General features: G+C 39.4%; 12 protein-coding genes. All 12 read right to left on the bottom strand.

Annotated features, from left to right (window positions below):
• Nucleotides 1-79: 79 nt before the first annotated feature.
• The 12 genes from VK159_RS14915 to VK159_RS14860 all read right to left on the bottom strand — a co-directional run bounded on the left by VK159_RS14915 (nucleotide 80) and on the right by VK159_RS14860 (nucleotide 25,806).
• On the bottom strand, nucleotides 80-3,256 hold the full coding sequence (locus VK159_RS14915; protein WP_324230956.1) for a TonB-dependent receptor: 3,177 nt from the start codon (nucleotides 3,254-3,256) through the stop codon (nucleotides 80-82).
• Nucleotides 3,257-3,283: 27 nt separating this feature from the next.
• Nucleotides 3,284-6,139 carry a TIM-barrel domain-containing protein gene (locus VK159_RS14910; RefSeq protein WP_324230955.1) on the bottom strand — a complete coding sequence of 952 codons (2,856 nt, stop codon included), beginning with the start codon at nucleotides 6,137-6,139 and terminating at the stop codon, nucleotides 3,284-3,286.
• Nucleotides 6,140-6,794: 655 nt separating this feature from the next.
• Complete coding sequence (locus tag VK159_RS14905; RefSeq protein WP_324230954.1) at nucleotides 6,795-8,645, bottom strand: beta-galactosidase family protein; 1,851 nt, start codon at nucleotides 8,643-8,645, stop codon at nucleotides 6,795-6,797.
• 77 nt (nucleotides 8,646-8,722) lie between these two features.
• The gene (locus VK159_RS14900; protein ID WP_324230953.1) at nucleotides 8,723-10,267 is read right to left on the bottom strand and encodes a glycoside hydrolase; all 1,545 of its coding nucleotides are present in this window, start codon (nucleotides 10,265-10,267) and stop codon (nucleotides 8,723-8,725) included.
• 20 nt (nucleotides 10,268-10,287) lie between these two features.
• The gene (locus VK159_RS14895; RefSeq protein WP_324230952.1) at nucleotides 10,288-11,958 is read right to left on the bottom strand and encodes a RagB/SusD family nutrient uptake outer membrane protein; all 1,671 of its coding nucleotides are present in this window, start codon (nucleotides 11,956-11,958) and stop codon (nucleotides 10,288-10,290) included.
• Between the two features lie 34 nt (nucleotides 11,959-11,992).
• Nucleotides 11,993-15,106, bottom strand: a complete 3,114-nt coding sequence (locus tag VK159_RS14890) for a TonB-dependent receptor (RefSeq protein WP_324230951.1) — start codon at nucleotides 15,104-15,106, stop codon at nucleotides 11,993-11,995.
• A 156-nt stretch (nucleotides 15,107-15,262) separates the two neighbouring features.
• A complete protein-coding gene (locus tag VK159_RS14885; RefSeq protein WP_324230950.1) occupies nucleotides 15,263-19,342 on the bottom strand; it encodes a hybrid sensor histidine kinase/response regulator transcription factor in 4,080 nt (1,359 codons plus the stop codon).
• 136 nt (nucleotides 19,343-19,478) lie between these two features.
• Nucleotides 19,479-20,438 (bottom strand): glycoside hydrolase family 5 protein, encoded by a 960-nt coding sequence (locus tag VK159_RS14880; RefSeq protein WP_324230949.1) that lies wholly within the window; start codon nucleotides 20,436-20,438, stop codon nucleotides 19,479-19,481.
• Nucleotides 20,439-20,499: 61 nt separating this feature from the next.
• Nucleotides 20,500-21,567: an SGNH/GDSL hydrolase family protein gene (locus VK159_RS14875; RefSeq protein WP_324230948.1), complete on the bottom strand. Its 1,068-nt coding sequence runs from the start codon at nucleotides 21,565-21,567 to the stop codon at nucleotides 20,500-20,502.
• Between the two features lie 37 nt (nucleotides 21,568-21,604).
• Nucleotides 21,605-23,368 (bottom strand): alpha-L-arabinofuranosidase, encoded by a 1,764-nt coding sequence (locus VK159_RS14870; RefSeq protein ID WP_324230947.1) that lies wholly within the window; start codon nucleotides 23,366-23,368, stop codon nucleotides 21,605-21,607.
• Nucleotides 23,369-23,371: 3 nt separating this feature from the next.
• On the bottom strand, nucleotides 23,372-24,598 hold the full coding sequence (locus VK159_RS14865) for an AGE family epimerase/isomerase (protein WP_324230946.1): 1,227 nt from the start codon (nucleotides 24,596-24,598) through the stop codon (nucleotides 23,372-23,374).
• A complete protein-coding gene (locus VK159_RS14860; RefSeq protein ID WP_324230945.1) occupies nucleotides 24,598-25,806 on the bottom strand; it encodes a glycosidase in 1,209 nt (402 codons plus the stop codon). Before VK159_RS14860 ends, VK159_RS14865 begins: the two co-directional genes overlap by 1 nt.
• Nucleotides 25,807-25,820: the final 14 nt, after the last annotated feature.

Raw genomic sequence — 25,820 nt, 5'->3', positions numbered from 1 at the left:
TGATTTTTTATTTTTTGAATTTGCTACATGTTATTCGTCCGGATTGTTATCGGACTCATTTCATGATTTCAATCGTTTTTTATTTGGTTAAATTCAGATTTAATCCGAACGTAAATGTTCTCGATTGTGGATAGTATCCACCATCCCATCCTGCCTGTAACGGATTCCATGATCCAATTTCAGGATCCATACCTGTGTACTTTGTAATAATGAAAGCATTTGAAACAGTTGCGTATACCCGCAGCGCATGTATATGTGCTTTGGATAATATTTTTGCCGGAATTCTGTAGCCCAGTGTAATGTTTTTACACCTGATAAACGAAGCATCTTCGATATACAAATCAGACGGACGGAGATTTTCGTTTGTATTATCATTTCTCAAGCCTGGTATTGTTGTGTTTGGATTTGAGACATAAGCATTATTAATATCATCACGTGGCCCGTTAGGATCTATATATTCAACTCTTGCATAGTTCATAACAGACTTGAAATAGTTGGTATTATTGCGGGGATAGGTTTGAGAAATTGTTAACTGGTTAAGCACTTTATTTCCCAGACTTGCACTAAGAAAAATATTTAAATCGAAATCCTTATAAGTAATGGTGTTGTTGAAACCAAATTGAAACTTCGGTAAAGGAGATCCCAAAAAAGTTTGATCCCTATTATCAATAACACCATCGCCATTTAAATCCTTATACTTTCTATCACCATACCAGATACCACCACCGTTCGGCGAAACAGGATAAGGGTTTCCGCTTTGATCAACAGGCAATGCATGAGAGGTAAAATCTTCAGGCTTTGCAAAAATGCCAGCGAACTTCCATCCATAAAACGATCCGATTGACTGACCGACAACAGTTTTTGCAAAAACATAATTGTTGAGCGTTTGAGAAAGGTTTGCGCCATCGCCGCCATTACCCAAACTGGTGATCTTGTTTACATTGTGTGAAACTGTAAAATCAGTTCTCCATGTAATATTTTTCGCCCTGATGTTTGTAGAGCTGATTCTGAAATCATATCCTTTATTGCTAACCGCACCAATATTTACATAAGGTGCCTGCATGGCTCCGGGCGACCATGCTGTTGTGGTTCCGGAAAACAAAGGCAATGGCAGTTTTAATAAAAGTCCATTAGTGTTGCGATCATAAATGTCAAATGAAAAACTGATTCTCCAGTTTAAAAACGTTCCGTCAATTCCTGCATTGGAGTATTTGGTTTTTTCCCATGTTACAAATGGATTTTCAAGGTTTGATTGAAATTGTGCAGAACCTGAAAGACCATTGTTTACAGAAGTAAGCATGGTAACGAATGTGTTACCGGGTATTCCCTGGTTATTGGTAACACCATAGCCTAACCGCAGTTTTAATTCATTCACAAATTTTACATCCTTTAAAAAAATTTCGTTGTTTATTTTCCATGCAAAAGCGCCGGAATAAGTTGTTACCCTGCGTCGGCCGGGAGCAAAATTTGAAGAGCCATCGTTACGTACATTACCAGTTAACAGATACCTGTCATTCCATCCCAGGTTTACACGGCCAAAATAAGATTCCAGTGCTGGTCCTGATCCCCATGTACCACTGTTTGCAGCAGTATTGGCATCGCCACTGCTGATAGATGTAACATTATCAGAAGGGAAATTTCTTCTTGATGCAGATACAAATTCAAAGCTGCTTAGTTGCGCTTCATGCCCTGCCAATGCGTTTACATTAAGTTTTCCAAATAAATGGTTGTAGGTAAGAAAATTGCGAACTACTGTATAAGTATTCTGCCCGGAAGAAGATGATGATGAATTCAACGTATTGATCGCCCTTCCAAAATTATATGTAGGATTGAACGATTTTTCGTTGGTAAAATCAAAATTTCCGGAGAGTTCACTTCGCAATGATAAATCCTTGTAAAACTGAATTTCGGCATACACATTTCCAAAAACCTGGTTTCTTTTCTTTGTGTGCGAATTCAGAAGTGCAAGTCCCACCGGATTGGGAATAGGTACAACCCAACCAGCATCATTGGTAACACCACCCCAACTGCCATCTAAATTTTTTACAGGAACATCAGGTGTTAAACTCAGCGCATTAGATATAACGCTTGATGTAGTTGAATTCACATTCTCGTCAACATGTGCTAACTGAATACTTGTTCCAATCTTCAGCCAGTTGGTTGTTTTATTATCTAAGTTCAAACGAAGCGAATATCTTTTAAACCCGGAGCCAAGAGCAATACCTTCCTGGTTAAAATAAGAAGTTGAAAGTAAATATTGTGTTCTTGCATCGCCACCGTTAATTGTAATCGAATGATTTTGCATGGGCGCATTGCGGAACAATTCCGATTGCCAATCGGTACCCATTCCCAAATATTTCGGATTGGCAAGTTCAGGTCTTGCATCGAACTGCCAAACAGCGGCACGATCGTTTAACAACGTGGCAAACTCCTGTAAATTAACAGTAGGAAGTTTTTTAGGTAATGCCTGGAAACCAAAATAACCATCATAGGAAATCGTAGGCGTTCCGGACTTTCCTCTTTTGGTAGTAATGACGATTACACCATTGGTAGCCTGGGAACCATAGATAGCAGATGCCGATGCATCTTTTAACACATCAATACTTTCAATTTCGGAAGGGTTGATCGTGTTTAATGGATTAGATCCACTACCCGGATCACCGGAAGATGGAATGATAACACCATCTATTACATATAATGGTGAGTTATTTCCACTGATTGATGAAACACCACGGATCTGGATAGATACACCACCACCAGGTTGACCGGAAATCTGCTGTACCATTACACCTGCAACCTTGCCTTGCAATGCCTGATCAATCGTTGTAGGAACGGTTCTGCGTAGTTCCTCACCGGTAACAGAGGAAATAGAACCAGTAACGTCTTTACGTTTTGTTCTTCCATATCCAATCACTACCACATCATCCAATTGTGAGCTGCTCTCAGAAAGCTTCACCTGGATATTGCTGTTTTTACCAACAGTAATTTCTTTTTTCACATATCCTACCATTGTAATTACCAATATATCGCCCGATGAAGCTTCAATGGAGAATCTTCCTGCATCATCTGCAACTGCAGAACGTTTGGTATTCTTAACGGTAATAGTAGCTCCGGCGGCGGGAGCTGATGTTCGCTCGTTAGTGATTGTTCCACTAATTTTTGTTTGTGCAAAGCTGTTTGTGCTTGCAATAAGCAGAAGTGTAAGAATAACAGAAAGCAGTTTTAATTTTAAGCAAATCGTTTTGGCTCGTTTCATAATTGAGTGTTTAGTAACTAAAAGAAATTACATTTTGATAATTGTTTTTTTGCCATTATAAAAAACCATTTTACCCGAAGCATTAAATTGTAAGGAATGTGTTTTAACAGGAGAAATGATATTGATCATGAAAACTCTCTTTTGCAGCATGCCATTATAGTTACCTTTTCTTTCTTCTATCGTAATTGTTTTTGCAGCTTCATTATACTTAACAGGAATAATTGAAAACAACCCCTTTTCATAATTGTAATTGGTTCCTTCATCTTCGTATAAATTGAAAGAAGCGTCTGCGCCCGCATATACATTCAACATAATTGTGTCGGCTTGTTTTTCAGACGTGTATTGCAACTCTGGTCCAAAAGGAATAATAGAACCGGCTTTTACAAATACCGGCATGCGCTCATAAGGAGCATCGGCCATAATATGTTTTGCACCGGAATACCATATGCCTGAATAGAGATCATACCAGCCGCCAGTATTTCTTGGCAAGTACACAGAACGTTTTGTTTGTTTGTATGCAACTACAGGATTGATCAATAACGATGAACCAAACATGTATTGATCTGCGATATTCAACACAGCCGTATCATTTGCAAAATCCATTGCCAGCCCACGCATGATGGTGTAATTGTTATGATAGGCATCTCCGGCCATTGAATAGATATATGGCAGTAAACGGTAACGCAACTTGTCGTAATAGAGAAAACTTTTGTATGCTAAATGATCTTCAGGAGCAGTATTATACACTTCACGAAATGGAAACTGACCATGTGAACGGAACAAAGGAGCAAACGCACCAAACTGCGTCCAACGTGTCATCAACTCTCGCCATTCTTCTAAATTTTCTGCATTAGGTTTTTCAAATTTTTCCGGAACAACAAAACCACCTATATCCATTGTCCAGTAAGGAATACCCGACATTGAAAAATTTACACCGGCAGAAATCTGGTTTCTCATATCATCCCAGGTAGAACCAATATCACCACTCCAAATCGCTGCGCCATAACGTTGCGAGCCTGCAAATCCTGAACGTGTTAAAAGAAATACTCTCTTTGATGAATCAGTTGAACGTTGGCCTTCATAAATTCCTTTTGCATTTTGAAGTGGATATGCATTTAAAAATTCTGCTGCACTGCCCGAGGCCGTTGGCGTCATTTGCAGTTTTCTTTTTTCAGGATTTACATTAGAAAGAATATCAGGCTCGCTTGCATCCATCCACCACGCATCAATTCCTTTGCTGTATATTTTCTTGTTGATGAGATCCCAAAAACCTTTGCGTGCCTGTGCATTAAATGCATCATAGAATGTTGACACATAGCCCTGGCCTATCCAATCACGCTGGCGATGTTCAATGTTACCTTTATAGAGCCAGCCCATTTTATTAAACTCATTATATGTTGCAATTCCTTCATAAAATTTCGGCCATACCGATATCATGATCTGTGTATTGTATTTATTATGCAACACATTAATCATGCTGTCAGGAGAAGGGAACCGGGATTCATCAAAATCCTGGCTACCCCACTCTGCTTCTCGCCAATAATTCCAGTCAAGTACAATATTGTCAATTGGAATTTTTCGTTTACGGAATTCTTCAACTGTAGAAAGTAATTCTTCTTGCGTTTTATATCGCTCACGACTTTGCCAGAAACCTAAAGCCCATTTGGGAATAATTGGTGCTTTGCCGGTTAGTGTCCGGTAACCAGAGATCACTTCATCCATATTACTTCCATAAATGAAATAATAATCGATCTGCTGGCCAGCTTCTGAAGAGAAGCTGAATAAATTTTGTTCTTTTTGAGAAAGCGGTTCAAGCCATTTTAACGATAAATATGATTCAGATGCTTCGGGAATCCATTCAATTTTCAGCGGCACTCTCTCCCCCTTCTTTAACGCAACCGGCAGAATTACCGATGCGGGGTTCCAGGCTTTGCGCCAACGGTCTAAAACCAGTTTTCCTTCTATCCATACTTTCAGGGTGCCACCTAACGTGAATCTTAGTTGATGTTCTCCCGAAAAATAACTGGCAATACTACCTTCCCAGGTTACTGAACCTGTTGCTCCTGTAAACTCTTTTGGAAGTATTAGTTTAGAATCGTTGAGATATTCCATATTGATCTCGGTCTCTGGTCGCTCAATAATGATCTCTTCTTTTTTTGATTTGTTATTACGATACGATGCAGTGAGCCATCCCTGGTCTCCGCTTTTTGAAAAGAGCTGCAGGGTTGAAAGCGGATGAAATGATCTTGCATCTCCGGCTTTTGTCAACGAATAATTATCCCATAAAATGCCGTAGTTTTTTGAAGAAATTAAAAAGGGTACGGCTACTTCTGTATTGTTCTGGAAAAAAGTAACCTGCTTACCCTTGTAATTCATAATACCGTCCTGATGTTGACCTAATCCATACAAGCCTTCATTATTGCTTACTTGAAATGTTTGCGTAATACCGTAAAAGGGTTGTCCATCAAATATTGCAGGTTGAAAACTTCTTCCAAACAATGGTTTTTCATGCACTATAATATTACCTTTCCTATCATAGAAAGAAACAGCGCCATTTTTCAGCTTAACTACTGCACTAATACTCTTGGTTGTAAGCGTAAGTGTTTCTTTATCTGAAACAATGTTCCAGGGAATATCTGCCCGTTTACTGTAAACTGTAACTAAACTTTGGGTTGTTGATATTTCCTTATCGGGTGAAACAATCACCCTTATTATATGATCGGAAACTACCTCCAGCTTAACTGCATGTGTTGTGCCCGTAAATAACGAATCTGTAAAAACAATAACTCCGTCTTTGGTTTTAATATAAGATGGAGTGCCGGCCAGAATGGCGCTAAAAAAAGAAAGGCAAACTAAACTTAGCACTAGCAATCGTATTTTCATATAAGCAATCTTAAACCTTGAAATGATGCTGTAAAACTACAGGCGGCTTCTATGAGAGAGGGGCTCAGATTGTTGCAAAGTGGGGATTAGATTGTTGCAAATGGCTGGTTATTAAACCATTTGTAAATGCATCTATGCCTATTCAGATTTTTTATCCTTCTTTGTCTGAAAATACCAGGTATCTTTTACAGTAGCAGTTCAACTTGAAATTTCCTGCTGAGTTGGCATCTTGTCTGTCACTTTTCTGATGATTATTCTTTACCAAAAAGTGGTTTGCAGATCATGGAATAACTATCAAAAGCATATTTATATATGTGCCATCTTCTGGTATTATCTGAGGTAAGCACTAAATGAATAATTGAAGAAATGTGTACACAAAGCCGGGTTGATCAAATACTTTTATCAGAATACTACAAGCGTCCCAAAAAGCAGATATTCTCATCCGAATCTGAGATCAGACAGATTATTTCATTGCTGGAATTTTTGACCTATTCATCTTAAATCGGCGAAAGATCTTTGCTCAATCCACAAAGATCAGTTTGAATAATGTGTAACGATCGGGATAAGTATTGAATGTGGAAAAAGATGGTTAATTATTTCGTTTGAAAAACTTGCATAAGCCGGGATGGTTGCAAACAAATCCTAAAACTGAATTTTATTTCCTCAGTTTATTCAGTTCGGGTTGTGTTACGGCATCCAGTAAAGTTTTGTCGGTATGTATAAGTTCAAAAACTATCAATTCATTCTTTCCTTTCTTTAGCCATTCGGCTGGAACATAAATTGTTTGTTGTGGCCCGATCTCCCAGTAACGGCCAAGATTGTGTCCATTGATCCATACACAGCCTTTACCCCATTTGCTCATATCTAAATAAGTATCACCGGTTTCTTCCAGTGTAAATTCCCCGTGTTTTAAAACAGGCGCATCGCTCTTTTTAGCCGTTGCCGTAAAGTTGATACCATCAAGCTTTTCAAATGGTAAGCTAAACATTTGCCAACCTTTTAATTCATTGCCATTAAATAATACAGATTGTGTGATGCCTTTTAAATTCTTAAGCAGGTGTGGGCCAAAATTTACCCGGCCTAAATTTTCAACAAGAATATCAATGGTAATTTTTCCAGCAGGTAGTTTAAGAAACAAACTGTCTTGTCGTAGCCGGCGATCGAGTATGCCAACACGTTTGCCATTGATCATCACAATGCCATAATCTCTGAGCTCTTTGATCTTTAATATACCAGCTTTGCCACCGTTAAGTGTAGTTCTGTAAAGTACATAACCGTATGCCTGGTTAAGAGCTTCAAATGTCAAAGGATTACTGCTGCTTTTTGATTTTGGCAATACATCGAAAATACTTACCTGTTTTTTTAGCGTGATAGCAGGAATGCTGATCACTTTTTTCGCTGAAGGAACATCCGGAAGAACTGTTCCTGCGGGAAGGTTTTTACTGATGGCATTTCTGAATTGCCAGAATTTTGGCGTTGCATTACCTGCTTCATCCAAAGGCGCATCATAATCATAACTGCTGATCTGTGGTTCATAACCACTGCTGTCATAATAATTGGCACCATTCATGAAACCACGTGTGGTGCCTCCATGAAACATGTACATATTAATCGAAATCCCTGCGGCCAATACTGTATCTAATTTGCCTGAATAATTCTCTGCAGGAACAGTATGATGTTTTTCGCCCCACCAATCGAACCATGCAGGATACCATTCTGCAATAAAGAACGGACCTTTGCCATTATTGTATTTTCTTACCAGCGATTTCATTTGTGAAGGTTTATCTAATCCGTTTACAGCCGGAAACAAACCAGGCAAATGACCTTTGTCAACGTCCTTCGCAGGGTCGCATGTGTACAGAGTGCCATCGAATCCAGCTTCAACAAACATCTTTCTGTTCAACTCGAGATATTCTTTATCATTAGAATAAGAACCATATTCGTTTTCAACCTGCACCAGGATAATGTTTCCTCCTTTATGAATCTGTAAGGTGGCAAGCTGCTTGCCGATCTGCATAATGTATTGCCTGTATGCCTGAATATATTTTGTTTCCCTGCTGCGAACCTGTAATCCTTTTTCATTTTGTAACCAATATGGATAACCACCGAACTCCCACTCTGCACATACATAAGGACTGGGACGAAGCACTACCCATAAACCTTCTTCCTGTGCAATTTTTACAAAAGCAGCAATATCATTATTGCCGGAGAAATCATATTTCCCTTTTTGAGGTTCATGTACATTCCAGAAAACATAAGTTCCAATTGTGTTAATGCCCATTGCTTTCGCCATCTTCATTCTGTGTCGCCATGCTTCTTTTGGTACACGGGGGTAGTGAATTTCACCAGAGATCATTTGAAACGGTTTTCCATTCAACAGGAACGCTGTATCATTATACGCAAAACTGTTTCCTGTTTGTGCGTTAACAGCAGTTATTCTTAAGCCGACCATGAGCAAAAGCATCGCAAATGGCTTGGCGTAGTTTATCCAATTAGAATTAAGCATCGGGAATGAATTGTTGTGATAAGTAAATTTCAGATTGTGTATTTTCCTGTTACAGAATAAACCGGTGTATATGATCATCAATAATCTGTAACCAGCGTTGTAATGCTTCTTGGGTCAATAGATAAGGTTTCGGTCAATGATAATAGTTTCTGCATGTTTTTTTGTTCCGATGTGGTATATACATCAAACCTTGTAAGATTAGTTGAGTTTGCAACATTTGTTAATGATACCTGCTGTGCATCCCAATTGGTATTAACAATAACCACTACCATTTTTTTTGTTATAGTATTGATGTATGCAGATGCTGTAACTCCGGTAGCGTTTTCACTAAATGAAAGATCTACCCTTGTCATTCCCGGACGAATAAATCTTGAATAGTTTCCCAAAGCCCACAGCATTTTACTTGGATAAACAGTTCCATTCGATTTATTCTGATCGATATACACAAGCCCGTCTTTATAATCATAAGGAGATACAGCCAACCACCATTGCCATGCAGTTGCATTGGCATATACAAGATCTTTATGAATAACATTGGCCACATACAAAGCCGGAACAATCCCAAGATCTCTTTTCTCACCTTTTATTTCACCGTCGTTATCGCCAAGAATACAATACTCCGACTGCCAGTAATGTATGCCGGGCACAGACGCTACTCGTGTTGCAATATTTTGCCGCATTGATATAGCAGTTACTGAAGGTGAAGTAGAGAAATAACTATGTGCTGCTATTGTTTTATTTACATTAGTAAACTGTCCGAGATAGTAACTCGATGAAGGATCGAAAAAAACATTCACCTGGTTTCCTCTGCCATATTTATCTTCATCAGCAAGCAGGTATTTGATATGTCCTGATTCCGGAACAATGATCTTTGTAAGTAAATTATTTTGCTGCAGATTCCTGTTAAGTGCTTTCACAACACCGAAGATCTCTTCATTCTTAAAAGGGCTCCCTTCCTGCCCGCCATCACTCCAATCCCACTGCGGTTCATTAACCGGGCTGATGTAATTGAAGTCGATAGCAGTTGAAGTTTTTACTCCTTTGATCACTTCAACAATATATTTTCCAAGATCATCAAACTTACTGCTATCAATGTTTGTAATTCCGTTGCTTGCAAATGCTTTTTGATTCTTCGTGAAATTAATTGGCGGACTGTTCAAAAAACCAAGGAACTGTTGCACTCCCCTTTGTTGCGCTGCTTTCAGAAACCATACCTGTCCGGCCTGTCGGTTCCAATTATAAGTTCCATTCAACTCCATAAATGATTCTGCACGTCTCCATTCATCTCTTATACCGCTTAATTCACCTTGTTGTGTACTGCCCGCACCGATATTAAATCTCCACAATGATAGACCGATACCTTTAGGACTTCCATCGCTAAAGGTATCGGTACTAAAAAGCAGATCTGCAATAGCGTTCTTCTTTTCATCGGGCCACAGACCTGCAAACTGGCAGGCCCAGGCATCTGATGCTCCAAAGTTTTCAATAACCTGGAATTGTTTATTTGTGTTGACACTGATCTTCAGAAGTACAGGTTCATTGTTTACCGGCAAACCTTTGCGGGAATTGCAGGCAAAGGAACAACAAGCCACTATGAATAAACAATGATAGAATAAACGCATTACAGTTAATATTTCAATGATCAATAACCGGTGTTCTGACTAATCTTGCCATTAGAAGCCTGTATCTCTGCACGTGGTATTGGCAACCAGTGATGCTTATCTTCAAACTTTCTTCCTGTTAATGCAACCTTTGTTGAATAAACAAAAGTGCCGTTGCCAAGTTTTTGTACATCAATACCATAAGCAGGTTCATTTTCAGTTTGCATTGCTATTTTCCAACGGCGCACATCATAAAAACGATGTTCTTCAAATGCCAATTCAACTCTTCGTTCATTCCTGATCCTGTCACGCATTTGTGACTGTGATAAGCCTGCTGGCAAAGGCGGCATGTTAATACCAGGTCGTTGACGGATTTGATTGACGGACCTGTATACAGATGCATCGGGTCCTACTGCTTCATTTTGCGCTTCAGCATAATTCAACAAGACTTCTGCATAACGCATATAGATCCATGGTTGAAAACCTGCCACTTCCCAAGGGTTATTAATTGGATATTCATCGTTCAGGAACTTCAGCAACAGATAACCTGTTTTAGATGTATTCCAGTTTTCGTTTCCATCTTTACTGTCTTTACCACCCGGTAAAAATGTTTCAACGTTTCTGCCTCTGTATGGAGCACCATTGTATAAAATGGTTTCATAAAAACGCTGGTCACGGTTGGCATAAGGATTTTGCAAACTATAGCCCGATGTAGGATCTTCAATAGGGTTACCATCTTTTGTTTCATAATCATCTACGAGGTTCTGAAGTGGAGTATTGCCACCCCATCCACCATATCCGTTTGGTGCGCATGCAATCTCTAATGGAAAATGTGACGCTCCTTTTGTATAAAGACGTTCAAAAATGATCTCGTTATTATCAGGAGTAAGAAACAATTTGCGATAACCACCGGTATAGATACTATAACGGTTTAAATCGATCACTGCCTTTGCAGCAGCTGCGGCATCGGTCCAGCTTCCTGCACCATACAATGGACTTGCAGCATATAACGCCAGTCTTGCTTTTAATGCAAGAGCAGCACCATTTGTTGCTCTGCCCAATTTCCAGCTGCTGCTGTTAAATGCAGGCAAGCCACTTGCAGCTGCAGTTAATTCAGCCAATGTATAATCAATGCTTTGTTTTATAGTTGATCTTGTATAAATACTTGCATCACTAAAATCATCATCAAGCTTATACACTTTATCACCTAATAAAATAACACCACCATAATTTATAATAAGATCAAAATACCTGTATGCTCTTATGAATTTTAATTCAGCAATCAGCCTGTTCTTATGCTCAGCACTCATTGTTACCTTCGCAATATTACCTAGGGCAAAATTACATTCTCTTATACCGCGGTAACTTCTTCCCCAAACAGTTCCTGCAATACCGAGGTTTTCAGGTGCTAGTAAACCACGTACAATACCCCAGGTATTATCATCGTTATTATAAATAGCTTCATCTGAAAGTGATGCCCACATGGCCCAGGTAAAACCTCTCCCGAAACCTGGAATATCTTCTTTATCCTGTAACCTTACACCGAGGTAACGGTTGGTAACGAATGATTCAAACAATGTTGAATCTGCTAATAGCGCCTCTTCAGAAAGACGATCTGTTGGCACAACATCAAGGAAATCTTTTTTACATGCCGCAAGAAGAGAAACCATGCCAGCTATGCAAAAGATGTTTATATATGTTCTTAGTTTCATTAGAAATAATTTTTTAATTCGAAAAAGATGTTGATCAGAATTTTACATTCACACCAATGTTGATAATACGCTGTTGCGGATAAAACTGGCCACTGCCGCTGCTGCCTTCCGGATCGTAATCTTTTACTTTTGTAATAGTAACCAGGTTAAATCCATTCAGATAAAAGCGAAGTGATTGCATTTTTATTTTGCTGAGAAATTCAGGTGAGAAATTATAACCCAACTCAATATTTTTCAGACGGAGGAAAGAGGCATCATTCAACCAGAATGTATTTCTGTACAATCCGCCGTTTATTGAAGAAGAAGCTCTTGTATCAACACGTGGGTATGAACCGTTCGGGTTTGAAGGGCTCCATCTGTTATCGGCCCAACTGCTGTAAAAGTTTCCGATCGTTCCTGATTCTGGCAATACATACTGACTAACTTTTGCCTGACCTGCCAGCACAAAGGAGAGATCGATATTCTTGTAGTCGAAATTAAATACAGCACCATAAGTGATCAGCGGGATATTGCCATACTTTGTTCTTACCTGGTCATCTGCATTGATCTTTCCATCTTTATTATAATCTTCATAAATAAGATCACCGGGTTGAGCGGCACTTAAATGAGGATACTTTGTTAAGTCAGATGGAGTTCTGAAAATGCCAATTACATTATATAACAAGTAAGTATTTAAAGGCATTCCGGTTTGTTTTTGGTAATCCAATACACCGGGAGCTTCATCAATAAAAATGATCTTACTTTTTGCGTATGTAATATTACCCGTTACGCCGTAATGAAATTTTCCTTTGTTATTACTATATCCGGCTGTTGCTTCTATACCGCTATTATTTACACGGCCTATATTTTCAGACGGTACAAGTGATGAACCGCCAAATGGATTTACAATGCCTGAAACAAACGGAATAGAAGCATTTCTGATCGCAAGAATGTTTGAACGTTCCTGTTTGAAATAGATCACTTCAAATGAGAAGTCATTAAAAATCCTTCCTTCAATACCAATATCTGTTTTCTTTGCTTCTTCCCATGTAATTTGATCGTTTGCAAGTTTTGTAAGATCTATACCCGGAGTAATACTTGATCCTGATACATAGTTATTGGCAAACGTATAGTTACTGAAGTACTGAAACTGTGCAACATTATCGTTACCCAATACACCATAGGAAGCACGGATCTTGAGATCGTTAATAAACGAATTAGTATTGAACCATGCTTCTCTTGAAATGCGCCATCCTGCCGATACTGAAGGGAAAAATCCGTACTGGCTGCCTTTAGGAAAAGTAGATGATCCATCAACACGTGCCTGCAACTCTGCCAGGTATTTTTCGCTGTAGTTGTAACCAAGCTTTGCTAAAAAACTTCTGCGTGTGAAATTGTAGCTGCTTCCCCAGTTGTTCTGATCTATTGCAGCTGTTCCGCCCTGTGAAAGTTCAGGTGTTTGTGTAGTTGGAAAATTGATTCTTGATGCACCGAAAGTTTCACTTTTCAACTGGCTTTGCTCAACAGCAACAAAACTACTGATGGCATGCGCACGAAAACTTCGTTGGTAGTTGATCTTAAAGTGAGAAGTTGTTTGCGATTGATTATACTGGCTTTCATTAAGTGTAGCAGCACCGGATGCTCCTCCCACTATACGCTGTTCATATGCGTTTGTATTTCTGTTGTAAGAAAACAAAGGGTACGGTTTGCTGAATGCTTTTGAAAAAGACCATGATTTATCAAAAGCCATAAACCCATCAACAGACAAACCTTTTACGCTTGCAATATTGTAACTGCCTTTTAATATACCATTGAAAACCTGCGTAGGATTTCTGTTAAGTCCGCCTTTATCTGTAGCCATCATTACTGGATTATTTCCTTCAATTCCAATAGAAGGAAGACCATTTGGATATACAGCAGGAATGGTTGCATACGCTCTGTAAATTGAACGGAAGATATCTCCGGCACCTGCTATTGGATATACTCTGTCTTCCTGGCGACCGGATAAGTAAAGACCAACTTTCAGGTTCTTTGTAATATTCGCATCAATATTTGATCGAAAACTGTATTGCTTGTATTTAGTAGCACCATTTTTATAAAGACCATCCTGGTTGAGAAAACCAGTTGACAAATAATAATGAACATTATCGGTACCACCGGAAATGCCAATGTTGGCCTGGCTTTGCAAAGCAGAACGTTGCAAGGTTTCTTTTGCCCAATCAGTATTTGGATAGTTTAATGGATCAGATCCATCAGCAAACTTTTGAATTTCTGCTGCAGAGTAACGTTGGTTCATACCACCGTTAGGATTATTGTAATAATCAATTTCATTATTGATGGTTGCATAGGTTGCAGCATCTGCCATCTTAGGCAATCTTGTTGGTGAAGTAAATGCCTGGTTATAACTTGCAGTAATAACCGGCTTACCTGATTTACCTCGCTTTGTAGTAACAAGAATAGCGCCATTAGCTGCACGGCTTCCGTAGATAGCAGCTGATGCATCTTTCAATACTGAAATACTTTCAATATCGTTTGGGTTCAATCTTTCCAAACCACCGATCTGGCTGGGAACACCATCCACAACAATCAACACATCGTTGTTGCCGGTGGTTGCAAGACCACGAATCGTAAATGACGATCCATCGTAACCCGGCTCACCACTACGGTTGTTAATGATCAAACCGGAAAAACGTCCGGCAAGTGAGTTTGATACATTTGGTTGTGGACTTTTCACAAGATCAGATCCTTTTACAACCGAAATAGAACCGGTTAAAGTTGCTTTCCGTTGTGAGTTATAACCCACTACCACAACCTCACCCAGGTTCACACTTTCGTCTTCCAGTTCAACCTGAACAGATGATCTACCATTAAGACTTATTTCCTGAGTTGTTTTTCCAACGAATGAAAAAACCAATGTTCCATTTGCTGGTGCATTGATTGAAAATTTACCCTGCGCATCTGAAAGTGTAGAAGCCGGGCTTCCTTTTACACTTACAGTAACATCTGGTAAAGGAACTCCTTTAGAGCTGACCGTACCTGTGACCTGCAGTTGGTTTTGTGCGATCAGGTTGATTGAAAAAAGATTGAGAAAAAGAAAAAACAGGACGGCTGAGGTAATCCATTTACCTGGCACCATCCTTCGCATGAAGGGGGATGGTAATTGACTCATAAAGCAAACAGTTTCGTTAAATTGATTTCAAAAAATTGGGTCTATTGCCCTTTCAAATGCAATTTACCACCCTCCTTCAGCCCTTCGTGGTGGGTAAAATGTCGAAATGTGGGGGGTAAAATGACAATTAAAAGAAATTGCTGGCCAGTACAAAGACTAATCCTGTTTAACAATATTGAAATCCCGGTTAAATGAATTGCGGTATTTTGAAATATACTCCGATGGGTTCATGCCAAAAAGTTTTACGAACTGTTCCCTGAAGTACCGGGCATCAGCAATACCCACCTGGAAAGCGGCCTGGTTAATATTCATATTACCGGTTAGCATCAGCACAGCTGCTCTTCGTAAACGGATAGAGCGAACAAAGGCATTTAATGATTGGCCTGAAACAGATCTCACCTTTTGGTAAAGACTGGAACGACTCATGCCCATTGCCTGAGCGAATTTTTTGATGGTAAAATCTTCAGTATCGATATTTTCTTCAACTACCTGGATGCATTTCTTTAGAAAATCCTGGTACTCTGCCGGCACCTTTATGGAAGTTTCTTTAAGTGTAATATTATCAAAGAAATACTGTTGCAGCAGGTTTCTGTTTTTAAGGATGGTATCAACTTTTGCCAAAAGCATTGCAACATCAAAAGGCTTGGTGATATAATCATCGGCACCGCCTTCAATTCCTTTTAACTGGCTTTCGTTTGCAGTTTCTGCCGTAAGCAGGATCACAGGAATATGACTAAGTGTAGATGATTTTTTTATGGCTGAACAAAGTTCCACCCCGTTCATGACCGGCATATTCACATCACTGATAATTAAGTCGGGAACTACTTCATTAGCCATTTTGAATCCCTCTTCACCATTTTCTGCAGTGTAAACAAGAAATCGTTCTTCAAAAACTCCCTGCAGGTAGCGACGTATTTCATCGTCGTCATCGATCAACAAAACCGATCTTCGATTTGTGATCACCTCTTCAGCCACTTTTCCTTCTTTTGGTTTAATCGATTGTTCTTTTTTAGAAAGAGGTACAAAGGTTTCTTCCGTTAACTCATCCAGGAAGCCTGATTGTTTAGCTGCTTCATTGCTGCTAAAGTTTTCCGGAAGATGAGCCCGTCCTTTTTTTAATGTAATATAAAAGGTAGTGCCTTGGTTTTCCGCACTTTCATAATTAACAGATCCCTGGTGCCAGGTTACAAAATGCTTTACGAGGTATAAACCAATGCCAAAGCCGGTCTTGCTCATGTTTTTCTGGTGACTGGATTGTTGAAACTTCTCAAATATTTTTTCCGCTTCGCCGGGAGCGATACCACAGCCGCTATCTTTTACAACAAGTTCAACTGTTTCATCAGCTTCATTTAATTGAAGGAGAATAGTGCCACCATCAGGAGTAAACTTAAATGCGTTGGATAACAGGTTAAACAGTGCAATCTCAATTTTTTCTTTATCCAGAAAAAGATATAGCGCTTCACTTTCAATATTGTTTTCAAATTGGTAGGATATATTGTGGACCTTTGCCTGCTGAATAAAGCAATAGTAAACATCATGACAGAGTTCCACAATATCTGCTTTTGCAATTTTCAGTGTATCTGCACCGCTGTCAGCTTTTCTGAAAAGTAACAATTGATCCACCAGGCTCAGTAATCGTCTTGAATTTCGATAAACAATATTCAACTCATTTGCTTGTTTATTGGCAACAGCATCTTTATTAACCATTTCTTTCAACGGATTAATAATAAGAGTAAGAGGAGTTCTGAACTCGTGTGAAATATTGGTAAAGAAATTCAGCTTCCTTTCATTTACTTCTTTATCCTTTTCATGTTCAAGATGAGCAAGCTTTATTTCAAATCTTAATCGTTCCTGCCGTTTGGTATACCTTATGTATAAATAGATCATGCCAGCTGCAAAAACGATGTAGAGCAAGTATGCCCACCATGTACGGTACCAGGGTGGAAGCACAATAACATTCAGCAAATGGGTTTCAGCTTTCCATTCGCCATCGGTACCGGCTACTTTAACTTTAAACTTATATTTTCCTTCTGAAAGACGTGTATAATTAGCTGTGCGTATATTATTGGAATAGTTCCAAACCTTATCCCATCCTTCAAGATAATAGGCATATATGATCTTATCAGCACTGGAATAATCCAATCCGAGGAAATCAAGACTAAGCGCTGCCTTATTAAAAGGCAAGGTTATTTCTGTTATCTTTTCAATTTCACGCTTTGAAATATAAGATGCATCTTCTTCAATCGGGTTATTATTAATTTTTAAGCCCGTTAAAAAAACCTTTCGTTCATTTTTATTTGCAATGGTGCTATCGGGATAAAAAATATTAAAGCCCTTAATGCCGCCAAATAAAAATTCTCCTGATTGGAGTGCAAGACCGGCATTGAAACTAAACTGGTTACTTTGCAATCCATCTGATTGAGAATAATTGAGCGCCACTTTTTTATCAGGATCAAATTTTGTTAACCCATTAAACGTGCTAAGCCACAAATCGCCTCTCTTATCTTCCAGTATACGCAGGATCGTATTGCTTGGTAATCCATCGGCAGTTGTAAAACTTTTATACTTACCCGTTTGCCTGTCAAATAACAACAAACCACTCCCCTGCGTACCCACCCAAAAATTCTTACGCTTATCTTCATGAATACAACGTACGGTTGTTTCCAACGGGTACACGTTGTGTTTTTTTGTTGTTCGGTCAATTTTGATTAGTGATGAATAATTACCACCCCAAAAATTTCCATCACTGTCTTCTGCAATTGATTGAAGATTGAGAATTGAAGGATCAAACAGCTCAAACTTATTGAGCAAACGATTAAACAAATAGAAACTTCCATCGTTGGTTGCACTAGCCCAAATTCTCTGTTGACGGTCTTTATAAACAAACCATGTATTATTTTCTATTGCCTGTGTTGATGGATTATAAAGTGGAAAACGTTGAAAGGTTTTCGTTACCCAGTTAAACCTGTTGATACCGCCAAACCATGTGGCAATCCAGATATCACCATTGATATCTTCGGTAACACCCGTAATAAAATTGCTGCTGATCGAATTACTGTTTCCCGGTGAGCGCACAAAATCTGTGGTTTCGTTTGTTGCTCTGTTCCAATAACGCAGGCCGGCACCATCTGTGCCAATCCACAGGTTGCGTTGTTTATCCTCACAAAATGTGAGGATGAAGTTTTTAATTGTGCTGGGTGTACCATCCGATTGATGAACAATATGCTTGAATGGGCTCGTTCTTGATTCAACCATATTTACGCCTCCACGAAGTGTGCCGATCCATTTTCTGCCGTTTGTATCTTCATAAATAGAATATACGGCATTGCTGTTGATCATTGCTTTTCCTTGCTTTGAAAGAAATGGATAAGCTGTTGTGGCAAGCGAAGGAAGCAACCATACTCCGCCTCCATCTGATGCAATCCATAATACAGCTTTATTATCGATAGTGAGATTAACGATCTTTTGCTGCACAGGTAAGAAATTCCCCTCGTAAGATTTTGTTGCAAGCGAAAATTTGAAAACGCCATTATCAGTGCCTAACCAAACATCTCCGTTAGCCGAAGCTTTTAACGTATTCCCTTGTTTTATGCTATCACTAATTTTTACAAGAACAGTTTTTTTATGATCATACATAAAAAGACCATGGTGTTGTACAAAGACCCATGATCGCTGTTGTTTAAGATCGTACTGTATTGCCCGAACCATGTAATTGGTTGTACCCGTGATGTGCTCTAATGCAATCTTTCTACCTGTATCCTGTTGATTTAAATACAATAACAAACCATTATGCTGTGTTCCCACAAGTATGCTGCCATTATCAATGGCCTTAATGCTCTGCACTTCATCAGTAAGAAGTTGAGCAGCTTTATTCTTTCCGGGATAATACCAAAGCGTTGAAAAATTTGATTGAACCGGGTTGTAAACACAAGCTCCTTTCTGACCACCTACCCAAAGGTTATGTTTACTATCTCCTTCAATTGTGTAGATGTTATTGTTGCTAAGCGAATTCTTGTCACCGATTTTATTTCTGAATATTTTAAATCCGTAACCATCGTAACGGTTCAGTCCATCATAAGTGCCAAACCACATAAATCCATTATAATCCTGGTAGATACTCGTTACAAAATTGTTAGAAAGCCCTTGTTCAATGCCGATATATTTTACAGGTAGATCAGCAGCGAATAGTTGAAAGCAAAAAAAACTGCTTGCAAAGACAATAGCAAATCGGTTCATTTGCTAAATGTATTTATTTTATGAAAACTAAAATAACAGCCTTGTTAGTTTTCATTTAATAAAGAGAACATTTTACTCAGCCCAATTTACGAAACCGTTTTCGCTGGTTAGCACTTAGTATCCAATTTCTATTGTTTTACTTTTTGATTGATTTATACATGTTCAAATAACTACGGGTTAATGTCCCCCACTCTTTTACATCAACATCTGTCCATTTCCCTTCTGATGCAGCCGATGGGTTAAGGATAGAGCAGGTTTCTTTTTTATCTGAAACCGACCAGGCAACCCAACTCAACCCACGTGTATCCATCCAATCAACAAAGGCTTTCCACTCTGCAACATCAAGTGGCCCGTCGCCTGTTGCTTCCATTCCTGCACATTCTGAAATAAAAACCGGTAGTCCTTTTTTAATTGCATCATCTGTACGGTCTCGCAACCATTTCTTGTGTGTTCCTGCATAAAAATGCATCGTGTACATAAGGTTGTCAAATCCCTGAATTGGATCTGCTGCGGGCAAATGAATATCCTGGTCCCATTTCGGAGAACCAACTAAAATAATATTGTCAGGATCATTTGCACGGATCGCTTTAATCACTTCTACTGAATACGCTTTTACTTCCGGCCATGTTTCGTAATCAGGTTCATTGAATATTTCATAGATGATATGTGGGTGATGACCATATTCTTTCGCCATAATCGAAAAAAAAGCGACTGCTTCTTTTGTGTGAATATTATGATCGTGCCAATCAATGATAACGTACACACCTTCTTTAATACATGCATCAATTACCTTTTTCATCAGCTTAACGGATTGTTGAGGACTTTTCAGATAACCGCTTTCGTTCAATTCAATACCCATCGATGCACGCACAACCGTAGAATTCCATTTGGTGACCAACTCATGCACGGCTCCTTTGTTGTAAAACCTCGGCCAGAGATTGTGCCAGCCAAAACTCATTCCGTGTAGAATAACAGGTGTTCCTTTTGCATCAACAAGCTGTGTGCCCTGCACATGCAATTTTCCGTGTTGGGAAACTGATTGTGATTGCGTGATGTTCGTAACGATGAAGAAAAAGCAAAAAAGTTGTAGCCGCATAGAAATATATTATGTACAAGTTACATGATCTTGAATTGTATCCTCTTAAAAAAAAAACAATTCACCAGTTCATTGTTTTGCCTATGAATGCCGATAACTCAGAAGCAATCTGCGTATGCTCTTCCAACGAAGGATGATTATCACATCCACTTTTGTATTGCTTACTGAAAATATAGGCATGGACTTTTCTTTCACCTCTGGCTTTTAGTTCTTTGATTACATCGGCGATACTTTTCCGCATGAAGTTCTTTAATGTTTCGCTTGCCATGGGGCTTGAAAGCAATATAAATATAGCGTTGGGATAAAGTGTTCGTAGTTGTTGCATAAATGTTACATAGTTGCGACAGAATATCGTTTGATCCTGTATGCCATCATTCTGTCCAAGACAAACTGTAACAACATCCGGTTGATAGTTGGCAAAATTCCATTGAATGCTATCATTACGCATGCTTACTTTATCGAACACCTTCGGCATTGTAATATTCATATCGCAGCAACTACGCATTAAGCCAATTCCGGAAACAGATGAAAGATGAAATTGTGCATTGAGTTTTCGTGCCGTTACTGCACCATAACTGTACCATGCATTGTGCTGATCCTGCCACTTACCTTTTCCGCAAGGGATTGAACTTGCATCGCTGCCTGTACCACAGGTGATAGAATTACCAATGCATTCAATTTTACGTTGGGGTTTTGCTAGTGGCTGAAGCAATTCCCGGCAACGGATACCTGCCAGTTCCATATAACCGATATTGGCCTCAGTATTCTTGCAAACAATAACAGTATGCTCTGTCGCTGCTGATAAATAGGTTGTAACAGATAACGTGTCGGTCTTTGTCTTCGTTTGCAAACGAAAAGCCTTGCCGTCAACTATCAGTTCGATATAATTATGATTATTACCCCAAAGCATTTCATCGTTCAACAACAGCTCACATTCATCACCTTGAAATCGAAAACTGATGTATACACCCGGTTGCCAGAAACGTGGTAACTGCGGATTACTGAAATCAATACGCCCCGTGTATTGAATAAACGGATGATCAGGCAGGTATGTTTCCATCTCTCCATCTTGAGCTGATGCGTGAAAAAACCAGCTGACAAAAAAAAGAATAATACTGACCTTCTTCATTTTAGTTGATACTTTATGCGTACATATTCTTTCCGTATTAATTCCTTTTCTCAACTGCCAAACATACAACTGCTCTTGCCGGTACCGATACTCTCACCGTTCCTGTTGCCGAAGCTGCATATGGGCTGATGGTTTTGTAATTCGGTGGCCCACCTGCCGCTCCTGCAGGACCACTACCATTCACAAATGTCTTACGTGAAAACTCTCCATTATCTGTTCCTCCTGTTAAAGCATACCAGTAGAACTTACTCCCTTTACGGAAATTTTTAAAAATCAACTCTACAGATTTTGATTCTGTACTTTTATTTACCAAAGTAATACCCGTTTCGCCCGATGTAAAAGAAGAAGCATAACTAACAATATCTGCCGAAGTAGAATATGAAGCTACCAACCTGTCACCAAGATATTTTTGAAAAAAATACATATGGTAGAAAGCTGGTCGTGGAGTCCACTTCGGTATCGCATCGGGTTCATCGCCCTGGCTGAACATGCCATGATCATTGCCATTGTCCCATGCATTCGCCAGATTCCATCGTGCTGTCATCCCAAATTTATTTTTAAGCGATTCGCCTAACACCATTACAGCATGCAAACCATTAACATGTGATACTTGTTGTTTTGATCCTGTAGAAAAAATATTCCACTCATTTAATACAACAGGTTTTTGGGTAAGCCCTGCCGTGGCGATTGATTGTTTTACATAATCCATCATGGTTTGTGTTACAGGTACAGGCGTATTCAATATTTCAGCTGCATTAGCATTGGTTTGATAGTTGGTATAGTAATTATGAACAATATAAAAATCGGGCGAGTTACCTGCACCGCTGAATAATCCGTTATTCCAGTTTTTAGCTGTGGTTGTCCACCACGAAAGTGGTGCCGATTCAGACATTACCGCTCCTATGTATATTGTTTTACCAATTTCCTGTGCCGCTTTGCGCATACTATCTGCAAAAACTTTGAAGTGCTGTCCATATAATAACCCACTTAAGTATTCGGGTTGTCCATCTTTGTTATTTGCAGTGTTGATGCGATACCCTGCTTCCCAATCGCCAAAATTTTCATTACCGATTTCCCAATAACGTGTGCGGCCATTATCGTAGCGAACCCAATCGGCAGCAAGATGTGCTGCCGATGCAACAGGATTTGTTCCCGTACCATAACGTGCATAACCATAGTTTACCGTGATCATGCCTTTGTTATTTGTTTGTTGCAACATGTTGTAATAATTATCAACAGAAAGTGTCCAGCTTTCAGAATTCTTTCCAAACCAATAACCGGCATTGGCCGTGCTGCCATCTGCTTTTACCAATTGTGCAGGTGCGTCAGTAGGTGCTGTATTGGGTTGTGTATTCCAGAAAAAGATATCGCTGATACTTCCACCGGGAAAACGGATCAGATGCGGATGCAATGTAGTGAGATGATCGAGCAAGGGAGCTTCTGTTACCATTTGTGTCATCCAGATATTGGAATTGTTACCGGCGAACGAACGTGGAATTTTGGTAATGACTGCACTGCGGTCGACCGTTACCGTTATACTGGATGTAACGGGAACAGATCCACCCGTGGTTGCAGAAGGGATCGCAAAATTTTTAACTTCCCAATCGTCAATAAAAAAACCAATGGTTGGTGCCAGCGCAGGATCAACCTGGGGGTTCACAGTTGTAGTATCAACAGGATTTGCAGGTCCACCTGGAGGAGTAGTTGGAGCAGCAGGATTTTTCCTGCAAGAAGAAAAGATGCTGCTGCTGCTGATTACAAACCCCAGTAAGGCTACTGATATATATTGTCTTATAGCCATTGATCAGATTAAATTATTGATGCGATGCATAACTTCCAGCAAAGCCCGGCTGTTGTGATAAGGACATTTCCAGAAACCTGCTTTTTCTTTTTGCATCGTTGAGTAATCGTTGTTCACACCCCAGAACCACTCACCTTTCGTTTCGTCTTTGATATGTTTTTTAATAAAGCCCCAGCTGCTTATTGATTGCCTGAGATAATGTTGCGCACCTGTAATTTGGTATGCATTGAAAAAGCCGATTATGGCTTCGGCCTGAGGCCACGAATGTTTTTCTTTTATCAGGTGATTGTTTGCAGGTTCATACTCATACCAGAGTCCGCCATCTTTATCCAACCCTTCTGATGCAGCATTTGTAACCGGAACAGCCAGCTCTTTGAATTGTTGGATAAGTGTAGGATGCTTGATAACCTCAGCACATTGTTGCAACAACCAGGCTGCTTCAATATCATGACCATAAGATTGTAATGTTGACCGAAGGTTCCATACATCACCAAAAAACAAATGAAGATGGTGATGATCTTTACTGATGAAATGCTGTTGAAATAATTCAAGCAGGTTTGCTATTCGATTTCTCAGCTTTTCGTTTGGCCATACGGTATAGAGATTACTGTAAGCCTCTACAATGTGCAAATGCGTATTGGCTGTCTTGCTTTCATTGTTGTCTTTTGCACTTAAGCGCAGATCAGCTGTTTGCTGCCAGTCTCTGGCAAAAGCCTCCGTGTAGCCATTGTTTACTTCATCGAAACTTTTTTCTTCGATGTAGTTATAAAGATCAATAGCTGTGTTCAATGCAGTTGAATTACCGGATATTTTATAGAATTCCGTAAGACCGTAGATACAGAAGGCAAGTCCATAGATCTGTTTTTTACCATCGAGTATATTTCCTTTTGCATCAACCGACCAATAAACTCCACCAAACTCTCTGTCGATAAAATGATCAAAAATATAATTGAATGCCCGTTCGGCCATTGTAGAATACTGAGGTTGTTTATTGAACCGATACGCTGCCGAAAAACTCCAGCAAATACGGCTCATCATCACAATGCCTTTTGCTGCATCTTTGTCGGGTTCGTTATTGTTATTTACGCTACCATAAAAACCTCCATCTTCCCGATCAACAGTATAGTTTATCCAGTAATCAAGAACACGCACAAGTTCTTCCTGCAATTCAGTTTTGTATTGCCGAAGTGCAAACGGAGTCGTAACTTCTGTTACATTTATCAATTCCATCACAAACCTTTTTTTGCATAACCGTTTCGAACCAATACTTCCGCCTGATTCTTATCGATCAGATCAACCAATGTTTTTACTGTTTCTGCCGAACGATAACCATCCTCCGGAGTATTCATTACGTAATCGAGTAAACGCTCAACCGTTGTTGTGGCTACGTGCATGCGTGTATCAGATGATGCATAATAAATAAATACTTTGCCGTCATCATCGGCTATCCATCCGTTACAGAATAATACATTCGATACATCTCCGATACGTTCATCGCCTTCAGGTGCCATAAAATAACCGGCTGGTTTATATGTTACTTTCTTAAGATCATTCAGGTCGGTCATGAACATATACAATACATAACGAAGACCCGCAGCCGTATTACGCACACCATGCGCCAGGTGCAACCAGCCATGTTTTGTTTTGATAGGTGCAGGGCCTAATCCATTTTTCAATTCGTAAACAGTGTGATATATTTTTCTGTCGATCACCGTTTCTTTTTCTACCACTGCCTTTTCAATACTTTTACTTAAACCAAAGCCAATTCCACCACCCTTTCCTGCTTCAATAAAACTATCCTGTGGCCTTGTATAAAATGCATAACAACCATCTACAAATTCAGGATGCAATACCACGTTGCGTTGTTGTGCAGATTTAGTTACAAGATCATTCAATCGTTCCCATTGCAACATGTCTTTTGTTCTTGCAATACCACATTGAGCAACAGCCGCTGATTGATCGGCTTCAGATGCAGCAGGATCTCTACGTTCAGTGCAGAACAATGCGTAGATCCATCCATCTTCATGCTGGATCAAACGCATATCATATATGTTGGTGTCAGGCACTTCCGTTTCAGGCATTACAACAGGGTAATCCCAAAAACGAAATTGATCAACGCCATTCGGACTTTCAGCAACGGCAAAAAATGATTTACGATCAGCAGCTTCTACTCTTGCAACTAATAGATATTTATTATTCCATTTAATTGCACCTGCATTCAATACTGCATTAATGCCGAAGCGTTGCATAAGATGCGGATTTGTTTCCTCATTCAGATCATAGCGCCAGAACAAGGGCGTATGCTTGTTCGTTAATACAGGAAATTTATAACGGTCAATAATACCGTTTCCTGTTTCCTCCCGTTCATTTTGTCTGTTCAGCAATTGCTCAAGCTCTTCTTCAAGCTTTGACAGACGGTTGTAAAATCGTTCAGACATAATTCGTAGTTAAA

Origin of the sequence: Lacibacter sp., assembly GCF_035299325.1 — a bacterium.
In the GTDB taxonomy this organism is placed as follows: Bacteria; Bacteroidota; Bacteroidia; order Chitinophagales; family Chitinophagaceae; genus Lacibacter.
This window is presented reverse-complemented; position numbering and strand designations above follow the sequence as displayed.

What these genes read in the sequence shown, in the direction of transcription:
- VK159_RS14895 (WP_324230952.1), bottom strand. Translation starts at nt 11,958, where the DNA reads ATGAAACTAAGAACATATATAAACATCTTTTGCATAGCTGGCATGGTT.
- VK159_RS14885 (WP_324230950.1), bottom strand. Translation starts at nt 19,342, where the DNA reads ATGAACCGATTTGCTATTGTCTTTGCAAGCAGTTTTTTTTGCTTTCAA.
- VK159_RS14860 (WP_324230945.1), bottom strand. Translation starts at nt 25,806, where the DNA reads ATGTCTGAACGATTTTACAACCGTCTGTCAAAGCTTGAAGAAGAGCTT.
- VK159_RS14905 (WP_324230954.1), bottom strand. Translation starts at nt 8,645, where the DNA reads ATGCTTAATTCTAATTGGATAAACTACGCCAAGCCATTTGCGATGCTT.
- VK159_RS14890 (WP_324230951.1), bottom strand. Translation starts at nt 15,106, where the DNA reads ATGAGTCAATTACCATCCCCCTTCATGCGAAGGATGGTGCCAGGTAAA.
- VK159_RS14870 (WP_324230947.1), bottom strand. Translation starts at nt 23,368, where the DNA reads ATGGCTATAAGACAATATATATCAGTAGCCTTACTGGGGTTTGTAATC.
- VK159_RS14900 (WP_324230953.1), bottom strand. Translation starts at nt 10,267, where the DNA reads ATGCGTTTATTCTATCATTGTTTATTCATAGTGGCTTGTTGTTCCTTT.
- VK159_RS14910 (WP_324230955.1), bottom strand. Translation starts at nt 6,139, where the DNA reads ATGAAAATACGATTGCTAGTGCTAAGTTTAGTTTGCCTTTCTTTTTTT.
- VK159_RS14875 (WP_324230948.1), bottom strand. Translation starts at nt 21,567, where the DNA reads ATGAAGAAGGTCAGTATTATTCTTTTTTTTGTCAGCTGGTTTTTTCAC.
- VK159_RS14880 (WP_324230949.1), bottom strand. Translation starts at nt 20,438, where the DNA reads ATGCGGCTACAACTTTTTTGCTTTTTCTTCATCGTTACGAACATCACG.
- VK159_RS14865 (WP_324230946.1), bottom strand. Translation starts at nt 24,598, where the DNA reads ATGGAATTGATAAATGTAACAGAAGTTACGACTCCGTTTGCACTTCGG.
- VK159_RS14915 (WP_324230956.1), bottom strand. Translation starts at nt 3,256, where the DNA reads ATGAAACGAGCCAAAACGATTTGCTTAAAATTAAAACTGCTTTCTGTT.